Source organism: Marinomonas shanghaiensis, assembly GCF_003259175.1.
GTDB classification, from domain to species: domain Bacteria; phylum Pseudomonadota; class Gammaproteobacteria; order Pseudomonadales; family Marinomonadaceae; genus Marinomonas; species Marinomonas shanghaiensis.
In genome coordinates, this window is the sequence record NZ_QGOK01000008.1 from 140,568 (window position 1) to 166,776 (window position 26,209).

At 46.5% G+C, this 26,209-nt stretch carries 17 protein-coding genes; 11 read left to right on the forward strand and 6 right to left on the reverse strand.

What is annotated here, in order from left to right; translation table 11 throughout:
* Window positions 1–2: 2 nt before the first annotated feature.
* Window positions 3–1,193, reverse strand: coding sequence for an efflux RND transporter periplasmic adaptor subunit (locus DKT73_RS08620; RefSeq protein ID WP_111638151.1), 1,191 nt, complete (start codon window positions 1,191–1,193; stop codon window positions 3–5).
* A 93-nt stretch (window positions 1,194–1,286) separates the two neighbouring features.
* On the opposite strand from DKT73_RS08620, the gene DKT73_RS08625 reads away from it, so the two are divergent.
* Entirely contained in the window at window positions 1,287–1,865 is a 579-nt protein-coding gene (locus DKT73_RS08625) for a TetR/AcrR family transcriptional regulator (protein WP_111638152.1), read from the forward strand.
* 4 nt (window positions 1,866–1,869) lie between these two features.
* Here DKT73_RS08625 and DKT73_RS08630 read toward each other — a convergent pair whose 3' ends face one another.
* The 4 genes from DKT73_RS08630 to DKT73_RS08645 all read right to left on the reverse strand — a co-directional run bounded on the left by DKT73_RS08630 (window position 1,870) and on the right by DKT73_RS08645 (window position 8,188).
* Window positions 1,870–2,766 carry a DMT family transporter gene (locus tag DKT73_RS08630; RefSeq protein WP_111638153.1) on the reverse strand — a complete coding sequence of 299 codons (897 nt, stop codon included), beginning with the start codon at window positions 2,764–2,766 and terminating at the stop codon, window positions 1,870–1,872.
* 104 nt (window positions 2,767–2,870) lie between these two features.
* The gene (locus DKT73_RS08635) at window positions 2,871–4,193 is read right to left on the reverse strand and encodes a Na+/H+ antiporter NhaC family protein (protein WP_111638154.1); all 1,323 of its coding nucleotides are present in this window, start codon (window positions 4,191–4,193) and stop codon (window positions 2,871–2,873) included.
* 286 nt (window positions 4,194–4,479) lie between these two features.
* Window positions 4,480–6,819 (reverse strand): glucose/quinate/shikimate family membrane-bound PQQ-dependent dehydrogenase, encoded by a 2,340-nt coding sequence (locus DKT73_RS08640; protein ID WP_111638155.1) that lies wholly within the window; start codon window positions 6,817–6,819, stop codon window positions 4,480–4,482.
* Between the two features lie 175 nt (window positions 6,820–6,994).
* Entirely contained in the window at window positions 6,995–8,188 is a 1,194-nt protein-coding gene (locus tag DKT73_RS08645) for an FAD-dependent monooxygenase (protein ID WP_111638156.1), read from the reverse strand.
* Between the two features lie 328 nt (window positions 8,189–8,516).
* Here DKT73_RS08645 and DKT73_RS08650 point away from each other — a divergent pair, with 328 nt between their 5' ends.
* From DKT73_RS08650 to DKT73_RS08675, 6 genes are all read left to right on the forward strand, one after another.
* Entirely contained in the window at window positions 8,517–9,971 is a 1,455-nt protein-coding gene (locus tag DKT73_RS08650; protein ID WP_111638157.1) for a circularly permuted type 2 ATP-grasp protein, read from the forward strand.
* 2 nt (window positions 9,972–9,973) lie between these two features.
* Window positions 9,974–10,918, forward strand: coding sequence for an alpha-E domain-containing protein (locus DKT73_RS08655; RefSeq protein ID WP_111638158.1), 945 nt, complete (start codon window positions 9,974–9,976; stop codon window positions 10,916–10,918).
* A complete protein-coding gene (locus tag DKT73_RS08660; protein WP_111638159.1) occupies window positions 10,915–14,274 on the forward strand; it encodes a transglutaminase family protein in 3,360 nt (1,119 codons plus the stop codon). Before DKT73_RS08655 ends, DKT73_RS08660 begins: the two co-directional genes overlap by 4 nt.
* Window positions 14,275–14,302: 28 nt before the next feature.
* Window positions 14,303–16,882, forward strand: a complete 2,580-nt coding sequence (locus DKT73_RS08665) for a circularly permuted type 2 ATP-grasp protein (RefSeq protein WP_111638160.1) — start codon at window positions 14,303–14,305, stop codon at window positions 16,880–16,882.
* Window positions 16,879–17,760 (forward strand): transglutaminase family protein, encoded by an 882-nt coding sequence (locus DKT73_RS08670; protein WP_111638161.1) that lies wholly within the window; start codon window positions 16,879–16,881, stop codon window positions 17,758–17,760. Before DKT73_RS08665 ends, DKT73_RS08670 begins: the two co-directional genes overlap by 4 nt.
* Before the next feature lie 109 nt (window positions 17,761–17,869).
* Complete coding sequence (locus tag DKT73_RS08675) at window positions 17,870–19,264, forward strand: DEAD/DEAH box helicase (RefSeq protein ID WP_111638162.1); 1,395 nt, start codon at window positions 17,870–17,872, stop codon at window positions 19,262–19,264.
* A 92-nt stretch (window positions 19,265–19,356) separates the two neighbouring features.
* Here DKT73_RS08675 and DKT73_RS08680 read toward each other — a convergent pair whose 3' ends face one another.
* The gene (locus tag DKT73_RS08680; protein ID WP_111638163.1) at window positions 19,357–20,748 is read right to left on the reverse strand and encodes an L-cystine transporter; all 1,392 of its coding nucleotides are present in this window, start codon (window positions 20,746–20,748) and stop codon (window positions 19,357–19,359) included.
* Between the two features lie 298 nt (window positions 20,749–21,046).
* On the opposite strand from DKT73_RS08680, the gene DKT73_RS20275 reads away from it, so the two are divergent.
* The 4 genes from DKT73_RS20275 to modC all read left to right on the forward strand — a co-directional run bounded on the left by DKT73_RS20275 (window position 21,047) and on the right by modC (window position 26,200).
* On the forward strand, window positions 21,047–23,521 hold the full coding sequence (locus tag DKT73_RS20275) for an HD domain-containing phosphohydrolase (protein WP_232827825.1): 2,475 nt from the start codon (window positions 21,047–21,049) through the stop codon (window positions 23,519–23,521).
* 112 nt (window positions 23,522–23,633) lie between these two features.
* Window positions 23,634–24,392, forward strand: coding sequence for a molybdate ABC transporter substrate-binding protein (gene modA / locus DKT73_RS08690; protein ID WP_111638164.1), 759 nt, complete (start codon window positions 23,634–23,636; stop codon window positions 24,390–24,392).
* 9 nt (window positions 24,393–24,401) lie between these two features.
* Window positions 24,402–25,085 carry a molybdate ABC transporter permease subunit gene (gene modB / locus DKT73_RS08695; protein WP_111638165.1) on the forward strand — a complete coding sequence of 228 codons (684 nt, stop codon included), beginning with the start codon at window positions 24,402–24,404 and terminating at the stop codon, window positions 25,083–25,085.
* A gap of 2 nt (window positions 25,086–25,087) precedes the next feature.
* Complete coding sequence (gene modC / locus DKT73_RS08700) at window positions 25,088–26,200, forward strand: molybdenum ABC transporter ATP-binding protein (protein ID WP_111638166.1); 1,113 nt, start codon at window positions 25,088–25,090, stop codon at window positions 26,198–26,200.
* Window positions 26,201–26,209 lie beyond the last annotated feature (9 nt).

The following is a 26,209-nucleotide window of genomic DNA, read 5'->3' on the forward strand; positions in this document are numbered from 1 at the left end:
GATTAGTTCCCTTGGGCTGAAGAGCCATTCGCATTGTCGGCAACAATCGCGCCTGTCTGACTATCACGCTTCATATTTACCGTGGTCACTTCACTTCCTGATCTGATTTTTAGCGATCCTTCCACAACGACCTTATCACCCGCTTTAATGCCATCCGTGACCAACCACTGATTATCAACTGTTCTTTCAACTGTCAAAATTCGGCTTTCTATTACGTTGTCAGCATTCACCACGTACGCGATAGGATTGCCTTTTACGTCTCTAGAAACACCCTGCTGTGGCACCAAAAGTGCCGCATTGTGTGTTAATTCATGAATCAAACCACGTACAAACATACCAGGCAGTAACAAGTTGTCTGGGTTAGGAAACTCGGCTCTTAACGTTACACTGCCTGTTGACTCATCCACACTCACTTCTCGTGCTTTTAAGGTGCCTTGATCTTGATATTTGGTGCCGTCTTCTAACAGCAACGCAACCTTGTTAGATCCCTTTTCAACATCGTCTAATGCCAAAAAAGTACGCTGTTTAAGCTGATCCAAACTGGTTTGCGCCAAATCAACAAAGATAGGATCCAGTGAGCGCACTGTTGTCATAACCGTTGCTTGACTGCCTGTTACCAAGGCGCCAACGGTTACCTGTGAAATACCGATGCGGCCATCAATAGGTGAACGAATTTTGGTGTAATCTAAATTGATTTTGGCACTTTCTAGTGCCGCTTCTGAACCTTTTTGTTTGGCTTTTGCTTCTAAAAAGGCCACTTGTGCATCGTCAAGATCTTGCTGAGATACGTTATTTTGCTTACGTAATTGTGTGTAACGCTCGTATTTTAGCTGTGCCGATTTTAGGCTGGCATTCGCAGATTCTAAATCAGCCTGAGCTTGCTTGTAGGAAGAAATGTAAGTGGAATCATCCAGCTCATAAAGCAAATCACCCGTCTTTACATCCTGACCTTCTTCAAAGAAACGCTTTTTTACGATTCCCCCCACTTGTGGACGAATTTCCGCAACCAAGCTAGACGTGGTTCGACCTGGCAATTCCGTAATTAAATCTACCTTTTGGGGTTCGATGGTGACAACACCCACTTGAACTTTCGGTGCAGATGGCGCAGCAGCAGACTTAGGTGCCTCCTCCTGACAACCAGCTAACAATAGAACAAGCAGCATACTTGAAGCATATTTAAATCTAGACAACATTGAGGAGACTTCCTTTTGAAACATTGAGAATGATCATTCACTAGCACTATAATATAAGCCATGTACCTAATATATGACAAAACGTGCAAATAAATGAGAACTAATAAATTACCCTATGACAGCGCTCAACGGAAACAATGCATTATTGATGCCATGGAACAACACGCACTAACAAAGGGCTTCCATAAAGCAAGTATGAGCGAAATCGCCAAATCGGCAGGATTAAGTGTAGGGCAAATTTACCGCTATTTTGCCCACAAAGACGACATTATTCGTGAGCTGGTGGAGCAGTTTACACAAAAAAGATTACAGTTTATGGCCTCTTTTCTAGATAAAAAAGATTGGTTAGACCGTCATTTTTCTGAAGAAAACCTAGAAACTCATAACATGAGAGTGATGCATGCAGAAATTCAAGCGGAAGCCACTCGAAACCCTGTCATTGCTGAAATCCATATAGAATCTCACAGCCGCTTACAAGACAGAGCCGTAGGAATTTTACAATCACGCTATCCAACCATAACCAAAAGTGAGGCCATAGCACGAATTGAAATGCTCGTAACACTGACAGAAGGATTACTGGTTCGCTGGGATTTCCAAACGAGACCTTTCAATGAAGAGACACAACAAATTTATCGTCAAACATTGGACATCATTCTGCCCGATAGCATTTAATGAATCATAACGAATAAGATCGCTTGGGTTTAAATATGGCTCTAATTTGTGGCCAACGGCTCACTATCATGGCAATAAAGATCAATAAACAACCAATTATCTGACCTGCCCCCATAGACTCACTAAACCAAAATACCGCAAAAATAGCGGTCCACACAGGCTCTAAATTCATAATCACCGCAGCATGACTAACGGGCGTCAAACTCATCCCGTAAGTCTGCAATAAAAAGCGTAAACTACTGGCAATCAGGGTGCTGGCTAAAAACCAGCCAGCGACTTCTATACTGATACTGTGCGGTAAGGTTTCCGTTAATAAAGAAAGAAACAGTAGTAAACACCCTGCCACACTTAATTGAATGGCCGTCAAAACTAAAGCGTGCATGCGCATCGAAAATCGCGACAACAAATTTAATTGCAACGCTGATCCTAAAGCAGCACCTAAAAAGTACACATGAGCAAACTCAAAATCCAAACCGTTGTTGAGCGCCAGAAAACCAAGCCCTAACACTGCAATAGGTAAAGCAATCCAAATGCTTAAAGCGGGTCTTGCACCGAACATGAATCGTGCAACCACGGGAACAAGCACCACTCCTAGGCTGGTAATAAAAGCACCCACACCAAGATTAGATCCTTGATCCAATCCCGTTACCCAAAACATCATGGTAATGCCCATGACCATGCCGACTAAACTGGCCTGCTTGACATCTTGCCAATCTAAACCGCGAAAATACTTCTGGCCTGCGAGAAACAACACAAAACCCGCAATAATAAAACGCACCCCCATAAAGAATAGAGGCGGCAAACCGGCCAATGCTTCCTTCGAAAATATCCAGCCAAAACCGGCAAGAATGGTAACAAACACCAAAATAAGCTCAGCTTTTACATGAGTAACCTGTTTCAAAAATTTTCCTTATAAAATAAAACGTATTAACACAGCACAAAAAAGCCCACCCATCCAGCGCAATAGGGCTAGATGGGTGGGCTCTGAAAGGAATTATTTACTGTTTACTGATGTCTATTTTGCGCTTTTGGCCACGCAATCACGATAGAAATCAAAGCCGCTACAGCCAGTAACCAGCTGTATTGAACATAACCAATCAAAGCAAATGGTGAGACAGCCGCTAAAGAAGAGGCTAACAGTATTTGCGCACCGTAAGGCAATATCCCCTGTACTACACAGGAAAAAATATCCAGTAAACTGGCACTGCGTCTCGGATCAACATTGTAACGTTCAGCGATATTTTTTGCGACTGAACCATTGATAAGAATAGACACGGTATTATTTGCCGTACATAAATTGGTTAATGCAACGGCCGCACTGATACTCAACTCTCCGGCTCGGGTTGACCCTGCTTTGGCACCTAAAGCGCGACTAATACGTTCAATCGCCCCCACTAACCATGCTAGGCCACCTTGAGATTTCATTAAAGCAGCAAGACCACCAATTAATAAAGAAAGAATCAGAATTTCCTGCATGCCAGTGTAACCAGCATAAATATCAGTAGACCAAGACGCCACTGTATAATCGGCCTCCATAGTCAAACCAATCACACCCGCCAAGATAATACCGCTAAACAAAACCAACATGACGTTCACGCCAGCAATGGCTAAGCCCAGTACCACAACATAAGGCAGAACTCGAATGAGATCATAATCTTGAATATCAGCGATCTGAGCATGACTGCCTTGGAAAAATAACCACACTAATGTTACCAAGGCTGCAGGCAAAGCAATCTTAAAATTCATGCGGAATTTATCACGCATGTCACAACCTTGCGTTCTAGTGGCCGCGATGGTGGTGTCTGAAATAATCGACAAGTTATCACCAAACATAGCACCGCCAATCACAGTACCAACCGTCAGTAATAGGGGCAAATCTGCCGCCTCCGCAACACCAATCGCGATGGGAGCAATCGCAGCGATGGTTCCCATGGATGTCCCCATCGAGGTCGCCACAAACGCGGTAATCACAAATAAGCCCGGTAACAATAAGGCTGGTGGCACAACACTCAAACCAAAGTTTACAGTCGCATCCACCCCACCAACACTTTTTGCGACACTGGCAAAAGCACCCGCCAGCAAATAAATCAGGATCATTGTAATGATGGTGTTATCACCCACGCCATTGATAAAGGTTTCAATGCGCTGATTAAAATGCCCTTTACCCAATAAAATAGCCAAGGCTATCGCAGGCAAAATCGCGACCGGGGCAGAGATCTGATAGAAGGCAAAGTCTACACCTTCGGACTGATACCAAAGGCCACTACCAACAAAAAGCACAAGAAAAAGTAACAGAGGCAAAAGTGCCAGAGGAGATTTAGAAGTCATATCGTCTGAGGATTCCAGATTGAGTTAGCCCTGCGACTTGTGATCTTAGGGGAGAAGGCGCGAATGATAGTAAAAAGTCGTGCATGAGACTAATAATAAATCGCGATGTCGTTGTTACCAAACATTATAACAAAAAAGATAAAATCATAAATCCTTTATATCAAATAGATATATGTTTTCAATGTAAAAAGCCCAGCATCCATCAGCCATTAATCTGACCAATTTTCGCTGGGCTGGGTCGCAATCAAATATATCTAACGATACAAAAAGAGTAACAACGCAAACGCTATTTTTTCAGTTTGTAGGCCACCACATAGTCACCAATGGTGGTGCCAATCGAACCGTGTCCACCAGCCACTTGAACGACCATTTGCTCTCCCTTACTGTTTAGGTAGGTCATTGGGGTCGCTTGCCCGCCAGCGGGTAAGCGCCCCTTCCATAACTCTTCGCCAGTAGACATGTCATACGCTCTTAGGTAGTTATCAACCGCTGCGGCCATAAAGACAACGCCACCGTCAGTTATAACGGGACCACCAATGCCGGGCATGCCCATTTCTATAGGCAGCTTCAATGGTGTCATGTCTTCAATCGTGCCATTTTTATGCTGCCAAACTGTTTTACCTGTTTTCAAATCAACGCCAGCAACATAGCCCCAAGGCGGTTGCTGACAGGGAACCCCCAAAGGCGATAAAAAAGGTTTTAATTCCACAGCATAGTCAGCGCCTTCATTGGAATTAACGCCCTGTTCGCCTTTATTGGCATCCGTCAAATCCGCACCTTCTCTTGGCACCAAAGTTGATGTAAACGCGAGATACAAAGGCATACCAAACATTTGTTGACGTTTTGGATCCACCGCAATGCTGCCCCAGTTAAATACACCAAAGTTGCCGGGGTACACAATCGAGCCTTGCTCAGAGGGTGGCGTATAGCGTCCCTCATAGCGCAATTGCTTGAACTGAATACGACACATTAGTTGATCCAAGGGGGTCGCGCCCCACATGTCGGCTTCCGTCAACTTAGCAGGCTTAAAGGATAACGCAGAGGTTGGTTGGGTTTTCGCCGCATAATCGCCAGGAATGGTTCCCTGTGGAGCGGGTTCTTCGGTAATAGGGAAAATAGGCTCACCGGTTCTCCTATTCAATACGTACACATCGCCCTGTTTCGTCGGCACAACCAAAGCAGGTTGTGTTCCTGTTGACGTTTCAAGATCCAACAAAGCCGGTTGCGCTGGCGTGTCCATATCCCATAAATCATGATGAACAAACTGTTGTACCCAAGCAACCTGGCCTGTTTCTAGACTTAAGGCAACAACGGAAGTCGCGTATTTTTCTTCCGCAGGACTGCGGTACATGCCAAGCTGATCTGGAGTGCGATTGCCCATGGGAAAATACGCCAAGCCTAGGGCCTCATCTGCGCTGGCAACAGACCAACTATTTGGCGAGCTTGTCGCGTAGGTTTCATCAGGCCCAATTGGCGTTGTATCATCAGGGTGACCGGAATCCCAATTCCATTTCAATTCACCGGTTTTCACATCGTAAGCGCGAATCACGCCAGACGGTGAATTCACATCATAGTTATCGTTCACTGACCCTGAAACAATCACCACGCCACCAGCAACCAAAGGTGGTGAAGTGGAATAGTAATACCCAGACTGTTTAAACGGCATATTGTGCATTAAATCCAGTTCACCATTTTCTGCAAAATTTGCACAACGAGCCCCAGTGGTTGGATCTATCGCCACTAAACGCGCATCAGACGTTGGCAAGAACAGCTGCGCATCACACTGCATACTGGCTAAGCTTTGCGCAGGCACAGACGCTTTTTCAACCGGCGGTAATGTTGCTGTATTAGACGGCGGTAAATAAGACACCCCACGACAAGTCTGATGCTGTCGTTGGCTTTCAGCAGGCACTTTCGCATCATACACCCATTGCTCTTGCCCTGTATCCGCATCCAATGCGACAACCCAGTTATGTGGCGTACACACATAAAGTGCATTGCCCAGCTTTAAAGGAGTCGCTTCGTAAGTGGTCTCACCCACATCTTTTGGGCCTTTTTTGTCGCCCGTTTGATACTGCCAAGCCAATTGCAACTGCGCCGCATTATCCGGTGTAATCTGCGCTAACGGAGAAAATCGTTGACCTAAATTACTGCGGCCGTAGGCGTCCCAATCACTCTGAGCAACATCGCCGATGTCAGCGTCGGGGACGCTCACAGAACGCGTCATTTTACCTTCCAGCGTGGTTGGTGATGCCATAAATAAAGGCGATAAGGTCACCAAAGCGGTTGCCAGCCAAACAGGAAATAAAAATCGACTGCCGCCACGGTGTTTAAAATACGCGATGAGAATAAGTGGAACGGCAAGCACCAAGAAAAGCCCCATTCGCGTTGCAAGAGGCCACCAACTTAAGCCTGATTCCATAATTGACCAAACTAAGGTGCCAATTAAAAATAAAGCATATAGAAAATTCGCTACTTTACTGCGCTTTGTTAACAGCCCAGCAACAGCAATAAGGGCCACACCAGCCACCACGTAATAAAGGCTGCCATCAAGTGACACCAGCCAACCACCACCCAGAAGCAATACCAGGCCAATGGCAAAAAAGAGTACCGAGAGAGCAATCATAGGACACAATTCCTTCGTGTTTACATTCGTTTTCGTTCATAAAAAATAGCAAAAAGGCCGTTAAACAGCCGTGCCGCTACTTAATTACCATAAATGATTACAACTCAAAGGAAAAGCATCGCGTACAAAATGACAAAATAGACTCTTTTTTTACATATTTATCCCACTATCCGTCTCAATCCTTGATCACATCATAACCATACACGGCATCTAATTTAGATTGAATAACAGTAGGAACAAAGCGACCAGCGGCTTGCAGTGCTTTTAATTTCATCTTCCCAAGCACACCGCCGTGCATATGGTATAAACCAGCATTGGCTTTTGACATTTGCTGAATGGCAGTCGCTCTGGGTTTGCGTAAACGCTCATATTGAGGCAAGGCATCATTCAAGCGGTGGCGAAACAGGCACTTTGCTAACACATAACCATCTTCGATCGCCATCGCCGCGCCTTGCGCCATAAAAGGCAACATTGGGTGGCAGGCATCCCCCAATAAAACCACTCGTCCTTGGTGCCATGTTGGCAATGCCTCACGTCCATTTAACGCCCACAAAAACGTGCTGCGTGCTGATTGAATTAACTCACTCACTTCAGGATGCCAATCAGCAAACGCTCGTTTTAATTCATCGACATTGCCTTCTTCGCGCCATGACTCAGACAACCAATCGCTACGTTCTTCCACAGCAACAAAATTCACGTAATCGCCACCACGTAAGTAATAACTGACAAAATGACGTCCTGGTCCCACCCACACACAGGCATCGGGCTTCACATCCACTGTCAGATCACTCACTGGAATCACTCCGCGCCAAGCAACTTGCCCCATAAAGGTTGGGCGTTCTTGCCCTAACATTTGCTCGCGTATTTTTGAACGAATCCCATCCGCGCCAATCAACAAATCAGCACGAAACTCACGACCATCTTCGAGCAGCAAACTGACTTGTTGATGTTCGGGGTCCTCGTAATAACGCACCACCTCGGCATTTAGCACCAAGGACACATCCGCTTGCAGACACGCTTCCACAAGAACTCGATGTAAATCAGCACGATGTAAGTGCCAATAGGGCGCGCCATAACGACTTTCAGCCACAGCGCCTAAAGGCGATTTGAGATAGTATTCCCCCGTTTTATAGTCACGGATTGCCGCATGTTCCGGCACAAAAGCAAAGGGCCGCAGCTCTGCCTCTACCCCCAAATGTTGCAACACTTTTAAGGCGTTTGGACTCACCTGCAAACCTGCCCCCACTTCACTGAGCGTAGCGGCCTGTTCACATACCACCACTTGAATGCCCTGCCGAGCAAGAGCCAATGCAGCACACAAACCACCAATCCCCGCCCCAGCGATCACAACATGACTCAGCTGATCCACACACCTTTCCTTTTTATAAATAACGAATTTATACGAACGACAGGCCCATATTAGCGAATTTCAACGGGAATAAAACCGATCTGTATCACGCTTAATGAAACCTAACAGGCAAAAAAACTTTTCAAATACTATGGCTCGATCCTTGCTTTATTCCCTCAGTAGTGCGAAAACACTATGCGTGACCTACAAAAAGACAACGATATCACTGGGTCTACCCTTATAAAGTGAAGAAGTCTCCCCAATGTGGGGCGGATGCACAAAAAAAGCACACAAACATGTGCAAATTTAAAGCACCCACCTCCGGCTTGATAAAGAGAACGAGGTATACATGGAAAAACTAACGAGCCATTATCAGTCATCTAATTTTTTTGATGAGTTAATTGATGACAAAGGCGCCCCAAGATCTCCCGCCAAACAACTCTTGGGATATTTGGACAGTCTTTCAGAAGACGAACTTGAAAAAAGACGCCTTACCGCCGAAGCCACAATACAAGAAATGGGCATCAGCTTCACGGTCTACACAGAAGAAGGCAACATTGACAGAGCATGGCCCTTCGACATTGTTCCCCGAACCATAGAGGCCTCAGACTGGAAAATCGCAGAAGCAGGATTAAAACAACGTCTCACCGCCCTTAACCTTTTCATCAACGACCTCTACCACGATCAAAACGTCATTAAAGACGGCATCATCCCAGAACACATCATCAAAGACTCCAAAAATTTCCGACCAGAATGCGTTGGCGTATCACCCGCCTATGGCGTTTGGGCGCACATTTGCGGTACCGATTTAGTACGCGATGAAAACGGTGACTTTTTTGTGTTAGAAGACAACTTACGGGTGCCTTCTGGTGTGTCTTATATGCTAGAAAACCGCGCCATCACAAAGCGCGTATTGCCAGAACTGTTTGAAAACGAATCCATCCTGCCAGTTGACTCTTACACCTCTCAGTTGTTTGACACGCTCGTCGCTTTATCGCCCAGAGACATAGAAAACCCAGAGATCGTTGTACTGACACCAGGTATTTATAATTCCGCCTACTTTGAACATGCTTTCTTGGCACAGCAAATGGGCGCTGAATTAGTCGAAGGTAGCGACCTGTTTGTCGACAATGACGACTGCGTTTACATGAAAACCATTGATGGTCCAGAACGAGTGGATGTTATTTATCGCCGTATTGACGACTTATTTATCGACCCTGAAGCCTTTGACCCAGAATCTGTACTAGGCGTAGCTGGCCTAATGCGCGCATGGCGTGCAGGGAATGTGGCATTGGCAAATGCACCTGGTGCTGGTGTCGCCGATGACAAGGTCGTATATGCGTATGTCCCTGCGATTATCCGCTACTACTTAAACGAAGAACCCATTCTTAATAATGTCGAAACTTTCTTGTGCGATGACCCAGAGCAGCGAGCTTATGTGTTGGAAAACCTTGATAAGTTAGTCGTAAAACCCGCCAACGAATCCGGTGGCTACGGCATGCTGGTAGGCCCACACTCCACCAAAAAAGAACAAGCACTGTTTGCCGAATTAATTACGAAAAACCCTCGCAATTATATTGCTCAGCCAACACTAAAGTTATCCACCGCGCCAACACTGATTTCCAAAGGTGTCTTAGAACCACGCCACTTAGATCTGCGTCCTTTCATCTTGCAAGCCAAGGAGACCTATGTCACCACTGGCGGCCTCACGCGTGTGGCCATGAAAAAAGGTTCCTTGGTCGTTAATTCGTCACAAGGTGGTGGTAGTAAAGATACTTGGATCGTAGAAACAAAGGGGCAGTAATCATGTTATCTAGAGTCGCAGAACGCTTATATTGGAGCGCCCGATACTTGGAGCGCGTTGAAAACACGGCCCGCTTGGTCAGTGTCTATGATGATTTATTATTCGATCTTCCCAGAGACATTGAAGTGTCTTGGTACAACCTTATTGAAATTTTAAGTGGCGAAGAAGTATTCGAACAGCGTTACAAAGTAAAAGACGAGCGTAACGTAGTGAAATTTCTATTGGCCGACGACACCAATGCCAGCTCAATGCTGTCATCGTTAAAAATGGTGCGAGAAAACATTCGAACCACTCGTGACGTTGTGCCAAAAGAAACGTGGGAGCTTATTAACGAGCTGGATCTGTATGCTCAGCAAAACATCAAGCAAGGTATAAACCGCTCGGAACGCCATTTGTTTTTAAACACCATCATTGAAGGCTGTCAAAAAATCATTGGATTATTTGCAGGCGCCATGAGCCGTGATTCCGGCTGGCATTTCCTTATCATGGGGCGTTATTTAGAACGGGCCGACATGGGTACTCGCATCCTTGATGCGGCGGTTTCGCTGATGTTGAAATCTGAACCCGAAGCGAGAACGCAGCTTGGTCAAGTTACCTGGTCAAAAGTACTCAAATCACAAAGTGCGTATTTAGATTATCGTCGCACCGTAAGAACGTCGATTAATGGCGCAAAAGCAGCCACCTTCTTAATGAATGACCCCTGCTTCCCGCGTACCTTAGCGTATTGCTTTGGACAAATAGGCGAAGCGGCGACGAAATTACCAAGAGCAGGACTCATTACGGCTAAAGTGGATAAAATTCTTGAATTCGATTATCCACTGATTAGTTCGGAAGATTTGGATGAGGATTTCCACAATCATTTGAACGATCTACAGATCGCCATCATTGAAATAAATCACCAGATCACCGAAAACTGGTTTCATTTTCGGCAAGGAGACGCTGCATGACCATTAGAGTCGCAATACAGCACAAAACGACTTATGAGTTTGACCGCTTTGTAAACGTGGCCCCCCACGTTTTACGACTAAAGCCTGCGGCCCATTCGCGCACTAAAATTCACGCATACTCACTCAAAGTCTTGCCTGAAACGCATTTTATCAACGTACAACAAGACCCATTTGGTAACTTTCAAACTCGCTTGGTATTTCCCGAAAAAACCAACAAGCTAGAGTTCTATGTGGAAGTCATCGCCGATATGACGGTCATCAATCCATTTGATTTCTTTGTCGAAAGCTACGCAGAGACGTTTCCATTCGCCTACAAAAAAGAGCTCAAAAAGGAACTTGAACCCTATTTGCAAGTCACCGAATCCTGCCCATTGTTAGACAAGTGGCTATCCACCGTTGATCGCAAAAGTGTGCCGATTAATGATTTCCTTGTTTCCATCAACAGCCGCCTAGCGGCCGAGATTGGTTACGGAATTCGCTTAGAACCTGGTGTTCAAACCTGCGAAGAAACCCTGACCCTTAAAAAAGGTTCTTGTCGTGATACCTCTTGGTTACTGGTTCAAATATTGCGCAGCTTAGGCTTGGCCGCTCGTTTCGCATCCGGCTACCTAGTACAACTGACAGCAGATGTGAAAGCGCTTGATGGCCCGTCCGGCCCAGAAGAAGACTTCACCGACCTACATGCTTGGTGTGAAGTATTCTTACCGGGCGCAGGCTGGGTTGGCTTAGACCCAACATCTGGCTTGTTTGCTGGCGAAGGACACATTCCTCTCGCATGCACACCAGAGCCTGCATCAGCGGCTCCCATCACCGGCTTTGTTGACGAATGCGAATGCGAATTTAGCTACAGCAACATCGTCACGCGTATTCACGAAGACCCACGTGTTACCAAACCTTACGCAGAAGGCGAATGGGAAACCATCAAAGCCCTTGGTTTTGCAGTCGACAAGCAATTGGAAGAAGGCGATGTTCGTCTCACCATGGGGGGCGAACCAACATTTGTTTCCATTGATGACATGGATTCAGAGCAATGGAATACTGGCGCATTGGGCGCAGAAAAACTCAAACTCGCCAAAGACTTGCTCATCAAAATGAAACAAGAGTTTGGCGCCAATGGCTTACTTCATTATGGGCAAGGTAAATGGTATCCGGGTGAAGAAGTACCACGCTGGGCACTAGGTTGTTTCTGGCGCACCGACGGTGAAGCCCTATGGAATGATCCCAAATATTTAGCACGTGTGGACAAAGACTACAAACACACCATCAAAGACGCGCAAGCCTTTGGGGAATTGTTGTGTGAAAAGCTAGCGCTGGATAAACAATACCTACAAAGCACTTATGAAGATACCCTGTATTATTTATGGATGGAGCAATCCCTTCCGGTAGACGCAGACCCAACGAAAGCGGATTTAAAAGACGATCTAGAACGCCGTCGTCTTGCAAAACTGCTCAGTCGTGGGTTGAGCACCACCACAGGCTTTATTTTGCCGCTGGAATTCGATGGCTATCAAAATCGTTGGAACAGTTCGCTTTGGCCAATGCGCAGCGATGTGATCACCTTGATTCCGGGCGACAGTCCAATGGGATATCGTTTGCCATTGAACTCTTTGCCAGCTCAGGCGGAAGAAGATCGTATTCCAGAACGGGACCCATTCGATCCTCGTCAACCTTTAGCCAACAAAAAAGACAACCCAGTGTTAGACAGTGTGGCAAAACAACACTTTGCCCAAAAACCTAACAAACCCGCTTTAAAAGCGGAAAAAACCTTAAAAAATGTGGTTCGCACGACTCTTTGTATTGAACCACGTGATGGTCGATTGCATGTTTTCATGCCCCCTATGACACATCTTGAACACTTTGTTGATGTGCTTGAGCAGCTGGAAGCAGTCGCCAAAACGCTGGATTTGCCTATCGTTATCGAAGGTTATGAACCACCAAAAGATCCACGTTTGCAGAAGTTTCTGATCACGCCAGATCCAGGCGTAATCGAAGTAAACATTCATCCTGCAGCCAGCTGGAAAGAATTGGTTCATAATACCGAAACCTTGTACCACCAAGCGTATCTTTCACGCCTTGGTGCCGAGAAGTTCATGCTAGATGGTCGCCATACTGGCACAGGCGGCGGCAATCACGTGACACTAGGTGGTCGTACACCGGCGGACAGTCCACTGTTACGTCGCCCTGAATTATTGCAGAGCTTAGTCACCTTCTGGCAGCATCACCCAGGCTTGTCTTACCTTTTCTCTGGCATGTTCATTGGCCCAACGAGCCAAGCGCCGCGTCCAGATGAAGGTCGCGATGAAGCCTTGTATGAAATGGAAATCGCTTTCCAAAACATGCCAGAAGGTTTTGTTGAACAACCTTGGTTGGTGGATCGTTTAATGCGGAACCTGCTGGTCGACATTACCGGCAATACACACCGCTCTGAATTCTGTATCGATAAGCTATACGCTGCTGGTAGCGCCAGTGGTCGCCAAGGTCTATTGGAATTCCGTGGCTTTGAAATGCCGCCACATCCACACATGTCACTGGTACAAATGCTGCTGTTGCGCTGTCTCGTGGCCCGTTTCTGGAAAGAACCTTACAAAAAACCTTTGGTTCGTTGGGGCACCAGTTTGCATGACAAATTCATGCTGCCACATTTTGTTTGGCAAGATGTCAAAGAAGTGGTCGAAGACCTTCAACGTCATGGTTTCCCATTCAAACTAGAATGGTTAGCGCCATTTGAAGAGTTCCGCTTCCCTCATTATGGCCGTCAAAAAATCGACGACATGGAAATAGAGCTTCGCTGGGCGATTGAACCTTGGCATGTGTTAGGTGAAGAAATTACCGGATCGGGCACCGCGCGTTATGTGGATTCTTCCGTTGAGCGTCTTCAAGTAAAACTGTCCGGCTTAACAGACAGTCGCTATGTACTAAGCTGTAATGGCCGTCGCGTTCCTATCCGAGCCACAGGTCGCAAAGGGGAATACGTTGGGGCGGTGCGCTACAAAGCCTGGGCACCACCGTCTGCACTCCATCCTACGTTGGGAACGGATACGCCATTGGTATTTGATCTTATTGATACTTGGAACGGCCTGTCTGTGGGTGGCTGTACTTATCATGTGTCTCACCCAGGTGGACGTACGTATGACAATGTACCGGTCAATAGCAATGAAGCGGAAGCCCGTCGTGTTAACCGTTTTTGGGATCACGGCTTCACTCAAGGCACGCTGTCTCCACCGCCAGCCTTTAGTGCATTGCGCTCTTTTTATCCGAATGGCAACGAACCACGTGCCATGTCACCACCAGCAGAAGAGCCAATGAATGAATATCCGCATACATTAGATCTAAGGAAGCAGTATAATGTTCTCTAATAATTAATTTTTTAGGCTCAAGCACATTATGCAATTTCAAACAGGTACTTTTTTAACGTCGGTGATCGATGAGAAACCGACGTTATCTTCCGCCTATGATACTCCTATGCATGCTTATGATGAGGCCTTCACGGAAGATCGCCAACCTCGCCCTCATTGGGAGTCCATCATGCGTCACATGGGGAGTCTTACCAACGAGGAGATGCTTGATAGGCAGCGTCGTGCCCAGCGTATCCTTCGTGAAGATGGCGCCACCTATAATTTAACCAGCGATCCACTCACCCCCAGTGTGTGGTCGCTGGACCTTATTCCAAATATTATTCAGACTGAAGAATGGCTCACGATTGAACAAGGTTTAGCGCAGCGCTCAACCTTGTTTGACCTATTGCTAAAGGATCTTTATGGACCGCAAGAACTGCTGAAAAACGGCATTATTCCTTCTGAAATCATTTTTAGTCACCCAGGCTTTTTACGCCAATGCCATGGCGTAACGGTACCTGGCGCTCACCAATTATTGTTGCACGCCGTGGATTTGGTACGAGATCCAAATGGGCAATTTCAAGTTATTGGGGACCGAACTCAAGCGCCTAATGGCGCAGGTTATGCGTTGGAAAACCGGACCGTTGTCTCACGCGTGATTCCAAACAGCTTTAGAGACAGCCAAGTACGTCGGCTATCAGGCTTCTTTTTATCTTTCAAGAGCATGTTATCGTCGTTAGCTAGCCAATGGACGGACACACCGCGCATTGTGGTACTCAGCCCTGGGGCATTAAGCAGTACCTATTTCGAACAAGCGTATCTTGCGAACTACCTAGGCTTTTCCCTTGTACAAGGCAGTGATTTAACTGTACGTAATGGTGCTGTATGGATGAAGTCACTCAATGGCTTAGCCCGTGTCGATGTGATTTTACGTCGTGTCGATGACGCTTATTGCGATCAAGCGGAACTAAGAGCCGATTCTTACCTTGGTGTACCAGGCTTATTAGAAGTAGTTCGTGCAGGCAACGTCGTACTTGCTAACCCGCTAGGCAGTGGCATTTTAGAAGCCCCTGCTTTGATTAAGTTTTTACCGGCCATCAGCGAATTTTTGATGGGAGAACAACTGTCGATTCCCTCCGTGTCGACATGGTGGTGTGGCGACAATGATGATTTCCATTACGTCCTTGCCAACATACACAATTTAATTATTAAGCCGGCCATTCGTCGTCATGACAGTAGCAGCGTTTATGGTCATACCCTGTCAGAAAAACAAAAGCTCAGCATCATAGAAAAGATTAAAAAACACCCACATCTTTATGTGGCACAAGGCTATGTACCGGGATCCATGTCCCCCATTTGGTTAGATGGCAAAATACAAGCTCGTCCGAGTATTTTGCGTGCCTTTACTGTTTCTAACCCAACGGGATACACAGTGATGCCTGGAGGCTTATCTCGCACGGGCGAATCCTCACAAGAAACCATTGTCTCGCACATTAGCCGCTCCAAAAGTAAAGACACTTGGATACTGGCCGCCGAGCCAGAAGAACAAGCCTCTAATCAAATCGAGCAAGTGCTGCTGCACGATGAAGCATTACAGTCCAACCTACCCAGTCGAGTGATTGAAAACTTATTCTGGATGGGACGCTACGCCGAACGCGCTGAAATCAGCATGCGTTTGCTGCGTACCATTTTTAAGCAAATGAATGGTGTGGACCCACTTCCCAAAGAAAGCCAACGCACTTTGTTGGAAATGGCCTCGACACAAACCAGCTGTTTACCTGGTTTTATGGAAGCCGATGAGGAGATGTTTGCAAATCCTGAAGCCGAATTAGTGTCCATTATCACCGATGGCAGCCGAGCAGGATCCGTGAAAGCCAACCTACAAGCAATGCTGAGCTGTAGTGAGCAAGTCAAAGAAATGCTGTCTGCCGACACGCGTATTATTATTAACGAGTTACGGGATCACATTCATGAATTGGATCGCGCCTACACCAATGGCTTACCTTCTGCGCCAGAAGAGTCTTTAGACAGCCTTGTTACCTCACTATTGGCACTGTCTGGTTTAAACCATGAAAGTATGTTGCGTGGTCTCGACTGGACTTTCCAAGAAATTGGTCGCCGTACAGAACGTGCGCTTCAAACCGCAACACTGCTTCGTTCCGCCCTGACCAAGCCACTCCCTTCAGCGCCTCAGCAACAAATTTTAGAATCGGTTTTATTGAGTGTGGAAGCCCTGATTTCCTTCCGTCGTCGTTACCGCAACCGAGCTCGGGTCGCCTACGGACTGGATTTGCTGATGATTGACGGCACCAACCCACGCTCTTTGTTGTATCAGGTGGAACAACTACGCAAATACATTATCGAGTTACCACGTAACAACAGTGCAACTGCCGGCCTCAGCCCTGAGCATAAAATCATCATTAAGTCATTAAATGATATTCAGCTTGCCGATTTAGAAGCCCTCGCTAAAGTCGATGAAAAAGCACAAAGCCGTGTCAAATTAGAAGCCTTAATGACCGAACTTCTAGAGCAACTCGAACAATTTACGGTGCTCATTAGTGATAAGTATTTTGATCATACCGCTGGCCCTCAATCATTGACCGACGCTATCAAAGGAACTCGCCTATGAGATATCGCGTTCGCCATATTACAGAATACACCTACGGTGCGCCTGTCAGCTTGTGCTATAACATGGCACACCTACTGCCGCGAGATACCCGTAATCAGCGTTGCCTTAACCAAAAAATACAGATCAATCCGCCCCCCGTTTATCAAAACGATGGGGAGGATTATTTTGGTAATCAAACCTTCTACTTCTCCATCCAAGAAGCCCATAAAAAACTGGTCATCGACGTCACAACCGATTTTGAAATAGCTTCGCTAAACGTACTCGAGTGGCAAGCACAAAGCACCCTCACCTGCGGTGAGTTACGGGCCATGCTGCAAGCACCCAACACGCCTGAATTGCGTATGGCAAAAGAGTACTTATTAGACTCGCCACAAATTCGCCGCTCAGACGATTTAAAAGCCTACGCTCTAAGCACATTTGCCGATGACGAGCCTGTTTTACAGGCCGCCATGGCGTTTACCCACAAAATTTTCAGCGAGTTTAAATTCGACCCCAGCACCACAACCGTTGCTACCCCGCTCGAACAGGTACTTAAACAACGCAGTGGTGTGTGCCAAGATTTTGCCCATTTGGCCATCGGTTGCTTACGTTCAGTTGGTATCCCAGCACGGTACATGAGTGGTTATTTGGAAACCTTGCCCCCACCAGGGCAAGAAAAGTTGGTTGGGGCTGACGCTTCTCACGCTTGGTTTGCGATATTTACACCGGATTTCGGCTGGGTAGAATTTGATCCTACGAACGATTTAATGCCAAACGAACAGCACATTGTAACCGCATGGGGCAGAGACTATTCGGATGTCACTCCATTGCAAGGCGTCATATTTGAGGGCGGCGGTTCCCAACAGTTGGCAGTCTCAGTGGACGTAAGAAGAGTTTGACTTGATAGTACATAGCATGTGAATCAGATATAAGGTAAGCTTCGCACAATTCTTGCATAACCTGACCATTCAGCTTTGCGCCTGCCTTTGATATAACATGAGAACATCTATGAGTTTCAACAAACTTGGGCTTTCTGCCCCCATCCTAAAAGCCATTGAAGACCAAGGCTATACTGAGCCCTCTGCGATACAAGCTCAGGCTATACCCGCCATCCTTGAAGGCCAAGATGTGATGGCCGCAGCCCAAACCGGCACAGGTAAAACCGCTGGTTTTACCTTACCCTTGCTTGAACTGCTTAGCAAAGGCGAGCACGCACAAGGCAATCAAGTTCGTGCCCTTGTCTTGACCCCCACTCGAGAGCTTGCAGCCCAAGTGGCGGAAAGTGTGAAAGATTACGGCCGTCATCTTGCCCTAAAATCCACTGTGGTTTTTGGTGGTGTGAAGATCAACCCACAAATGATGGCACTGCGTCGTGGCGCAGACATTTTGATCGCAACACCCGGCCGCATGATGGATTTATACCAGCAAAACGCGGTGAAATTCGACAAACTTGAAATACTGGTACTGGACGAAGCAGACCGCATGCTCGACATGGGATTCATCCATGACATCAAGAAAATACTCGCGATTTTGCCGAAAAAACGTCAAAACCTTTTATTCTCTGCGACGTTTTCACCCGAAATTCGCCAGCTCGCCAAAGGCTTGGTAAACAACCCAATCGAGATTTCCGTCACTCCGCGCAATGCCACAGCGGTGTCTGTTGAACAATGGTTGCATCCAGTCGATAAAAAACGCAAAACAGAATTATTGATTCAACTGATTGCCGATGGACGCTGGGATCAGGCACTGGTCTTTTCTCGCACCAAACATGGCGCCAACAAGATCACCAAGCAGCTAGAAGACGCGGGCATTCGTGCCAGCGCCATTCACGGTAACAAAAGCCAAGGCGCTCGTACTCGTGCTCTATCTGACTTTAAAGAAGGCCGCATTCGTATTCTTGTGGCGACAGACATTGCCGCACGTGGACTCGATATCGAACAACTGCCGCACGTGGTGAACTTCGACTTACCCGATGTGGCAGAAGACTACGTTCACCGTATTGGTCGTACGGGTCGTGCCGGTGCAACTGGCAAAGCCATTTCATTGGTAGCAGCTGACGAGCTGGATCAACTGCGCGCCATCGAACGCTTAACTCAGAAACTCATTGAGCGTCGCTATGAAGACGACTTCATGCCCACGCACATGTTGCCAGATACGACGCTAGATACACGCCCAATCAAACCCAACAAGCCAAAAAAACCGAAAGCACCACGTGATCAACAAGGTGGCGCAAGACAAGGTAACGGCGCAAAACAAGGTGGCAACCCAGCAAAACAAGGCAACGCACCTAAATCTGGCAATCGTCGTCCAGCCCCAAAAGCCGAAGTGACACCTGGCCAAGGTCTGCGCAGCAAGCCATTGGCTCCAGCGCGTCGTAATCGCAAGCCAAGCAGCGACAATTAATCGTTACCCATCGCGTGAAAAAAGCGAAGTAAACACCATAAAAAAACCACCGTTTAGGTGGTTTTTTTTATGCATGACACTCTAAAAGAGAACTAACTGTTCTTCAGTTCAGCTTCTGGTACTTCATCTTGTTCAAACACATTCGAATCTGTATGACCTAGCCACTTCGACGTAATAGTACCGGCTGTCATTGCACCATTTACGTTTACAGCCGTACGACCCATGTCGATCAAAGGTTCGATAGAAATCAATAAACCCGCTAATGCAACAGGCATATCCAAGGCAGACAATACGATCAAGGCCGCAAAAGTCGCGCCACCACCAATACCCGCGATGCCAAACGAACTGATGGTCACAATGGCAATCAATGAAATGATGAAACTTGGATCCAGTGGGTTAATACCAATCGTCGGAGCAATCATCACCGCCAGCATGGCTGGATACAAACCCGCACAACCATTCTGGCCCATTGTCGCGCCAAAAGACGCCGAGAAGTTAGATTCACCTTCACCGTTACCAAGGCGTTTGACCTGAGTATCGATATTAAGCGGAATCGTGCCAGCGCTTGAACGGGACGTGAAGGCAAACAACAATACAGGCAAGACTTTCTTGAAGTAACGTAGTGGTGAAATACCGTTAAATGCCAACAAACATAAATGCATTACCAGTATTAAAGCCAGACCCACATAAGACGCCACCACAAAGTTCAGCAAAGTCAAAATGTCAGACACATTGGATCCCGCTACCACTTTGGTCATCAACGCAAGAATACCGTATGGCGTTAGGCTTAACACCATACGAACCAAGGTTCTAACAATAGATTGAGCTACATCAACAAAACGTTCAAAACTCGCACCCAATTCTGGCTCTTTACGAGCAACCGCGACACCAGCTATCCCCACAAAAGCAGCAAAGATAACCACTGCAATGGTCGACGTCGGACGACTGCCCGCTAAGTCCGCAAACGGGTTACCAGGAAAAAACGAAGTGATCATGTCAGCAAAAGACACGCTGGCCAGTCCTTCAAGACGCGTTTCCAAGGCCGCACCACGGGCCATTTCACGAGCGCCCTGTACAATACCTTCTGCAGACAAACCAAAGAGGTTACTCACAAACACGCCAATCAGAGCAGACACCGCCGTCGTCGCCAGCAAAATACCGATGATACCGCCAGACATTTTACCCAAAGAACCCGTGTCTTTTACTTTCACAATGGCGCCAATAATGGACACCAGAATCAAGGGCATAATAATCATCTGTAGTAAGCTGACATAACCATAACCAACAATGTTCACGTACTCTAACGTCTCATTATTGGTAGCACTGTCAACACCATAGATAAATTGCAATGCCGCACCAAAGGCCACACCTAAACCTAAGCCAGTAAACACCTGAGTGGACAAGGTCTTTTTGGCTTTTTGCAATTTAAACAACAACGCGATTAACAAAGCGAACACCGCTAAGTTAAGAATGGGATACAACATGGAGGAAAACCTTAAAAAAATAAACCACAGAACACCGCTTCTTAGTTCATGAACATAAACAAACTAAGAAAATTGGTAAGTTACCACCATGTTAACAAAATGCTGACCAAATGGATAAGACGGAAAAATCATTAACTTATATAAGAAAAACAAATAAGAAAGCTTTCTTTTCATAAACCCGTCAAAAATGCTCATTATACTCGCTAATGATTTGCAAAAACCGTCAAATTAAACTTCTATTAAAAGACAGCCGCGCCCCCTTAACACAACCTCAACCTATAGACCATGGATGTAAATAGTGACGATTGAAAAGCCTATGCTCAGACGCTTCCCGATCAGAATACTCGTTGCCAATATGTTCCTGATGGCTATTTTGATTACCGCGGGTATCGCCATTTCCTTGCAATACAATGCCAGTAAAAATATGGTCGTTGCTCACGTGCTGTCTAGCATGAATTTACTGTCAGCTCATATGAGAGACAGTGTTCACAGTCTAGAAAAAGACGCAATACAAACCGTTAATCTCCTAGCAGAGCTCATCGATTCAGACTTATCAGACACCAGTATTGAAGAGAAAAGCAGTTTACTAACCGCCTTTTTACTTGAACGACCCGAGTTATACAGTCTTTATATTGGCGACAAACAAGAGAATTTTTTCCAAATAGTTAATTTGGATTCCGCCAAAGACATTCGACAAAGAATGTCCGCTGGCCCCAATGATCGCTGGGCCGCGGTCGATATATCAGGCCGTGGAGAAGATCGCCTACGCCGCACCTATTACTACTCTGATACCTTGCGCTTAAACCATCAAAATATCGAAAGCAGCCATTTCTACCCGACAAAACGGCCATGGTTTGCAGCATCAGAGCAAAATCACATTAACAAAACAGAGCCCTATCTTTTTCAGCACTTACAGATATCGGGGCAAACCTATGCGAAAAGAATTCGCAACACAGAACAGGTCATCGGCCTCGACATACTGCTCTCTTCCCTATCAGAGCAACTTACCTTATCTTCATCTAGTTTTTTCAATGGTCAAGAACAAGCCATCTTAGTGAACCATGATGGCAATATCATTGCCTCAAACATGACGCGCGATGATTCATCAGACAAAACCGTTCCCCATCCATCCTTACAAGACTATTTGGGCACACCGCTAAAACGTTTAATCGATCTAGCCAATGACCCAAATGCACAACAGCCCATCCTGATCGAAAAAGAAGACCATCAGCCATATTATGTGTTTGTCACTGCCATCGGTAACGACATACTCACCAGGCAATACCTCACCATGCTGTTGCCTAAGGATCTGCTGTTTCATCAGGCCACCAAAGAAGCACTCAATACCACCTTATTGAGCGCCGTCGTGATGCTTGTTTTATTACCCATTATCTGGCTATTCAGCGCGCCGATCGTGCGCCCTATTCGACAACTGCAACGCGAAACAGAAAAAATCAAACAGCGTCAGTTTGATGATGTCACCTTTACAGACTCGCACATTAAAGAAATCTGGCAACTGTCTAACGCCTTTGTTTCCATGTCGCAAGATATCAAGCAACATGAGGAAAGCTTAAAAGAATTTTTAGAGGCCTTAATTCGCCTAATCGCCACCGCCATTGACAATAAATCGGCTCATACGGGCGGACATTGTTATCGAGTACCAGAACTGGGTCTCATGCTGTCCGAAGCCCTAGAACACACCCAAGAAGGCCCTTATAAAGACTTCCAGTTTGCCAATGCCAATGAACGCTTAGAGTTCCACCTTGCCGCTTGGCTGCATGATTGCGGCAAAATCACCATGCCCGAACACATCATGGACAAGGGATCCAAGCTGGAATGTCTCTATAATCGCATTCATGAAATCCGCACTCGCTTTGAAGTCTTATGGCGCGACGCTGAAATTGATTACTTACATGCGATACACACACAACAACAGGACCCCAACGCCGCCTTAGCCACCTGGCAAGCACGCCAAAACGACTTGCAAGAGCAGTTTGCCTTTATTGCCAAAGCCAATATTGGCAGTGAATTCATGAGTAAAGAAGACCAACAGAAAATCAAAGACATTGGCGCGCAGACATGGACACGACACTTTGATAATCGCTTAGGTTTATCGCCTGCAGAAGAAACAATGCGTGCCGAACAAGCCCAAGCTGGCCATCTAAACAACGAAGAAACACCAGCACATGGCATCACCGAAAGCCTGTTATCGGATAAACCCGAGCACATTATTCCGCGCTTCAAAGAAATAACATTCGATCCATTATTAGGCATCAAAATGGACATACCAGAACACCAATATAACCAAGGTGAAATCTACAACCTCATCATACAAAAAGGCACACTGACCGAAGAAGACCGATTTAAAATCAATGAACACATTATCAGCACCATCACCATGCTCGAAAGCCTACCTTTCCCACCCGAGCTCAGTCGTGTCCCGCATTATGCCTCCACTCACCACGAAAGAATGGATGGCCAAGGTTACCCACGAAAACTCAATGCAGAGCAACTGAGCATTCCCGACAGAGTCTTGATGATCGCCGATGTCTTCGAAGCCCTCACCGCCTCAGATCGTCCCTATAAAAAGGCCAAACCAATCAGCGCTGCCATCGACATCATGTACAAGATGTGCCTAGAAGGCCACCTAGATCTCCAGCTATTCCGCTTCTTTCTTAGTAGCGGTACTCACTTAAAATACGCGGAAAAATTCCTACCCGAAAACCAAATAGACGAAGTAGATATCCAAATGTATCTAGAAGACAAAAAATAAAAAAAGTAAAAATCGACCACGCGACCAGACTTGCACCATAGCGTTATATATCGCAATATACAACGAACCGATAACGATCCCATTTATCACCAACACCATAGGAAATAACGCCATGCGACAATGTCTTGCACTCAGCAGTATCGTGTTTAGCGTATTGCTCGTTAGCCCTTCCGTCTACGCGGAAGCGGTCTATGCTGCTGTCGCCTCTAACTTCACGGATGCCATGAAAGACATCGCCCAACAATACGAAGCCGAATCGGGTAACAAGGTCGTACTCACCTTTGGCTCCTCAGGTAAATTCGTCGCTCAAATTCAACACGGCGCGCCTTTTCAAGTGTTTTTATCCGCGGATCAAAACAAACCAGACGCACTGGAAAAAGCCGGCTTAGTCGCTGCAAATAGCCGCTTCACCTATGCCATTGGCGCCCTAGCTTTGTGGTCTGCTAAGCCAAATTTTATCGATAACAATGACGCCCATTTAAAAAGCGGCGACTTCAATAAAGTCGCATTGGCCAACCCAAAACTGGCGCCTTATGGCGTTGCAGCCATGGAAGTGTTAGCGGGCCTAGGGCTCACAGAATCAACGAAAGAAAAATGGGTAATGGGCGAAAATATTTCACAAACCTATCAATTTGTCAGCACAGGAAATGCAGACCTAGGCTTTGTGGCTCTATCACAAATCATGAGCCAAGGGCAAATTAAATCAGGCTCAAGCTGGATTATCCCCACGGATCAATACAGCCCAATACGCCAAGATGCGGTACTGTTAAAAAGCGCAGAACACAACGTCGCGGCACAAGGTCTACTTGACTATCTACGCAGTGACAAAGCCCGTAGCATCATTCACTCATACGGCTACCAAACGGAATAACCCCATAAAATGCTTTCTCCGTCTGACCTAGAAGCCATTTGGCTCACTTTTAGAGTGGCGACAACGGTCACTGTTATTTTACTGTTGATCGGCACCCCAATCGCTTGGTGGCTGGCACGTACGCGTTCGCGCTTAAAAGGGCCAATTAGTGCCATTGTTGCCTTACCTCTGGTGTTACCGCCAACCGTATTGGGTTTTTACCTTTTAATCGCCATGGGGCCAAACGGCTTTATTGGCCAATTAACCCAAGAACTCGGCTTAGGAACCCTGCCCTTTACCTTTTGGGGATTGATCGTGGCGTCGGTATTTTATTCCCTACCTTTTGTCGTGCAACCCATACAAAACGCCATTGAAGCCATCGGAGAAAGGCCATTGGAAGTGGCCGCCACTTTACGAGCAGGAAGCTGGGACCGTTTTTTTACCGTCGTCTTGCCTCTTGCCAAACCGGGCTTTATTACCGCAGCAATTTTGGGCTTTACTCATACCGTTGGTGAGTTTGGCGTTGTCTTAATGATTGGCGGCAATATCCCAGGGCAAACGCGAGTCGTGTCGGTACAAATCTACGACCACGTCGAAGCACTAGAATATGACCAAGCTCACAAACTTGCTGCCATCATGATCATTTTTTCTTTTTTAGTCCTACTCAGCCTGTATAGCTTCCAACGAAAAAACACACTCTGGGGAGCGAAATAATAATGACCATTAAAAACACCAGAATGAAAAATGCAAAACAAGGCTTGCAGGCTAAGTTTCATCTGCAACACTCAAAATCTCGCTTTGCTTTAAACGTCGATCTCACGCTGCCGGACAGTGGCGTCACCGCTATCTTCGGCGAATCAGGCTCAGGGAAAACAACTCTATTGCGTTGTATTGCGGGGTTAGAAAAAGCGCAGCAAGGGCATTTTGTAATGAAGGGGGAAACATGGCAAAGCGACACATCTTTTTTACCAACACACAAACGGTCATTGGGATATGTGTTTCAAGAATCTAGCCTCTTCCCTCATCTAACGGCGAAAGGCAATTTGGATTACGCCATAAAGCGCAGCGGTATTCCTTTACCAGCTCATTTATATGACCAAGTCATCAACTTAATGGGCATTGAATCCATACTAGCAAACAACTCACAGCAACTGTCTGGTGGCGAAAAGCAACGAGTTGCCATCGCGCGCGCTTTATTGATTCAACCGACATTATTACTGATGGATGAACCCTTGGCTTCGTTAGATAACGCCAGAAAACATGAGATTTTACCTTATCTAGAAAAGCTGAAATCGACCCTCAAAACACCGATTTTATACGTCAGCCATTCGGTTGAAGAAGTCATGCGTCTTGCGGATCATGTGGTGCTGATGCACAACGGCCAAGTCGCCACACAAGGGTCAGTAGCAGACGTTTTCTCCCAGTTAAAATCACCACTTCTCATGAATCATGACACCAGCGTCATTTGGCAAGGCAAGATTGTCGAACAAGATGACAAATGGCACTTATCAAAAGTGTCTTGCTCTGGCACTGAACTATGGCTACGTAACAACGGCGACGCTCTAGGTCAAACGATTCGAGTACGCATACTCGCCACCGACGTCAGCTTAACACTCACTCACCATGACGACTCCAGCATAGTCAATAAATTGCCCGTCACTGTGCTAGACATCGTTCCCGACCAAGACCCAGCCATGGCACTCATTAAACTAAAAACCGAGCAAAATACGCTCATTGCCCGCTTAACCTACCGATCCGTAGATCACCTCGCCTTAACAGCAGGAAAAACACTCTGGGCACAAATCAAAAGCGTCGCCTTGGTCAGATAACCAAAACCG

Excerpts from the sequence above, each read along its gene's own strand:
- modC (WP_111638166.1), top strand. The coding sequence starts at position 25,088 with ATGACCATTAAAAACACCAGAATGAAAAATGCAAAACAAGGCTTGCAG.
- DKT73_RS08670 (WP_111638161.1), top strand. The coding sequence starts at position 16,879 with ATGAGATATCGCGTTCGCCATATTACAGAATACACCTACGGTGCGCCT.
- modB (WP_111638165.1), top strand. The coding sequence starts at position 24,402 with ATGCTTTCTCCGTCTGACCTAGAAGCCATTTGGCTCACTTTTAGAGTG.
- DKT73_RS08620 (WP_111638151.1), bottom strand. The coding sequence starts at position 1,193 with ATGTTGTCTAGATTTAAATATGCTTCAAGTATGCTGCTTGTTCTATTG.
- DKT73_RS08625 (WP_111638152.1), top strand. The coding sequence starts at position 1,287 with ATGAGAACTAATAAATTACCCTATGACAGCGCTCAACGGAAACAATGC.
- DKT73_RS08680 (WP_111638163.1), bottom strand. The coding sequence starts at position 20,748 with ATGTTGTATCCCATTCTTAACTTAGCGGTGTTCGCTTTGTTAATCGCG.
- DKT73_RS08635 (WP_111638154.1), bottom strand. The coding sequence starts at position 4,193 with ATGACTTCTAAATCTCCTCTGGCACTTTTGCCTCTGTTACTTTTTCTT.
- DKT73_RS08665 (WP_111638160.1), top strand. The coding sequence starts at position 14,303 with ATGCAATTTCAAACAGGTACTTTTTTAACGTCGGTGATCGATGAGAAA.
- DKT73_RS08675 (WP_111638162.1), top strand. The coding sequence starts at position 17,870 with ATGAGTTTCAACAAACTTGGGCTTTCTGCCCCCATCCTAAAAGCCATT.
- modA (WP_111638164.1), top strand. The coding sequence starts at position 23,634 with ATGCGACAATGTCTTGCACTCAGCAGTATCGTGTTTAGCGTATTGCTC.
- DKT73_RS08650 (WP_111638157.1), top strand. The coding sequence starts at position 8,517 with ATGGAAAAACTAACGAGCCATTATCAGTCATCTAATTTTTTTGATGAG.
- DKT73_RS08655 (WP_111638158.1), top strand. The coding sequence starts at position 9,974 with ATGTTATCTAGAGTCGCAGAACGCTTATATTGGAGCGCCCGATACTTG.
- DKT73_RS08640 (WP_111638155.1), bottom strand. The coding sequence starts at position 6,819 with ATGATTGCTCTCTCGGTACTCTTTTTTGCCATTGGCCTGGTATTGCTT.
- DKT73_RS08660 (WP_111638159.1), top strand. The coding sequence starts at position 10,915 with ATGACCATTAGAGTCGCAATACAGCACAAAACGACTTATGAGTTTGAC.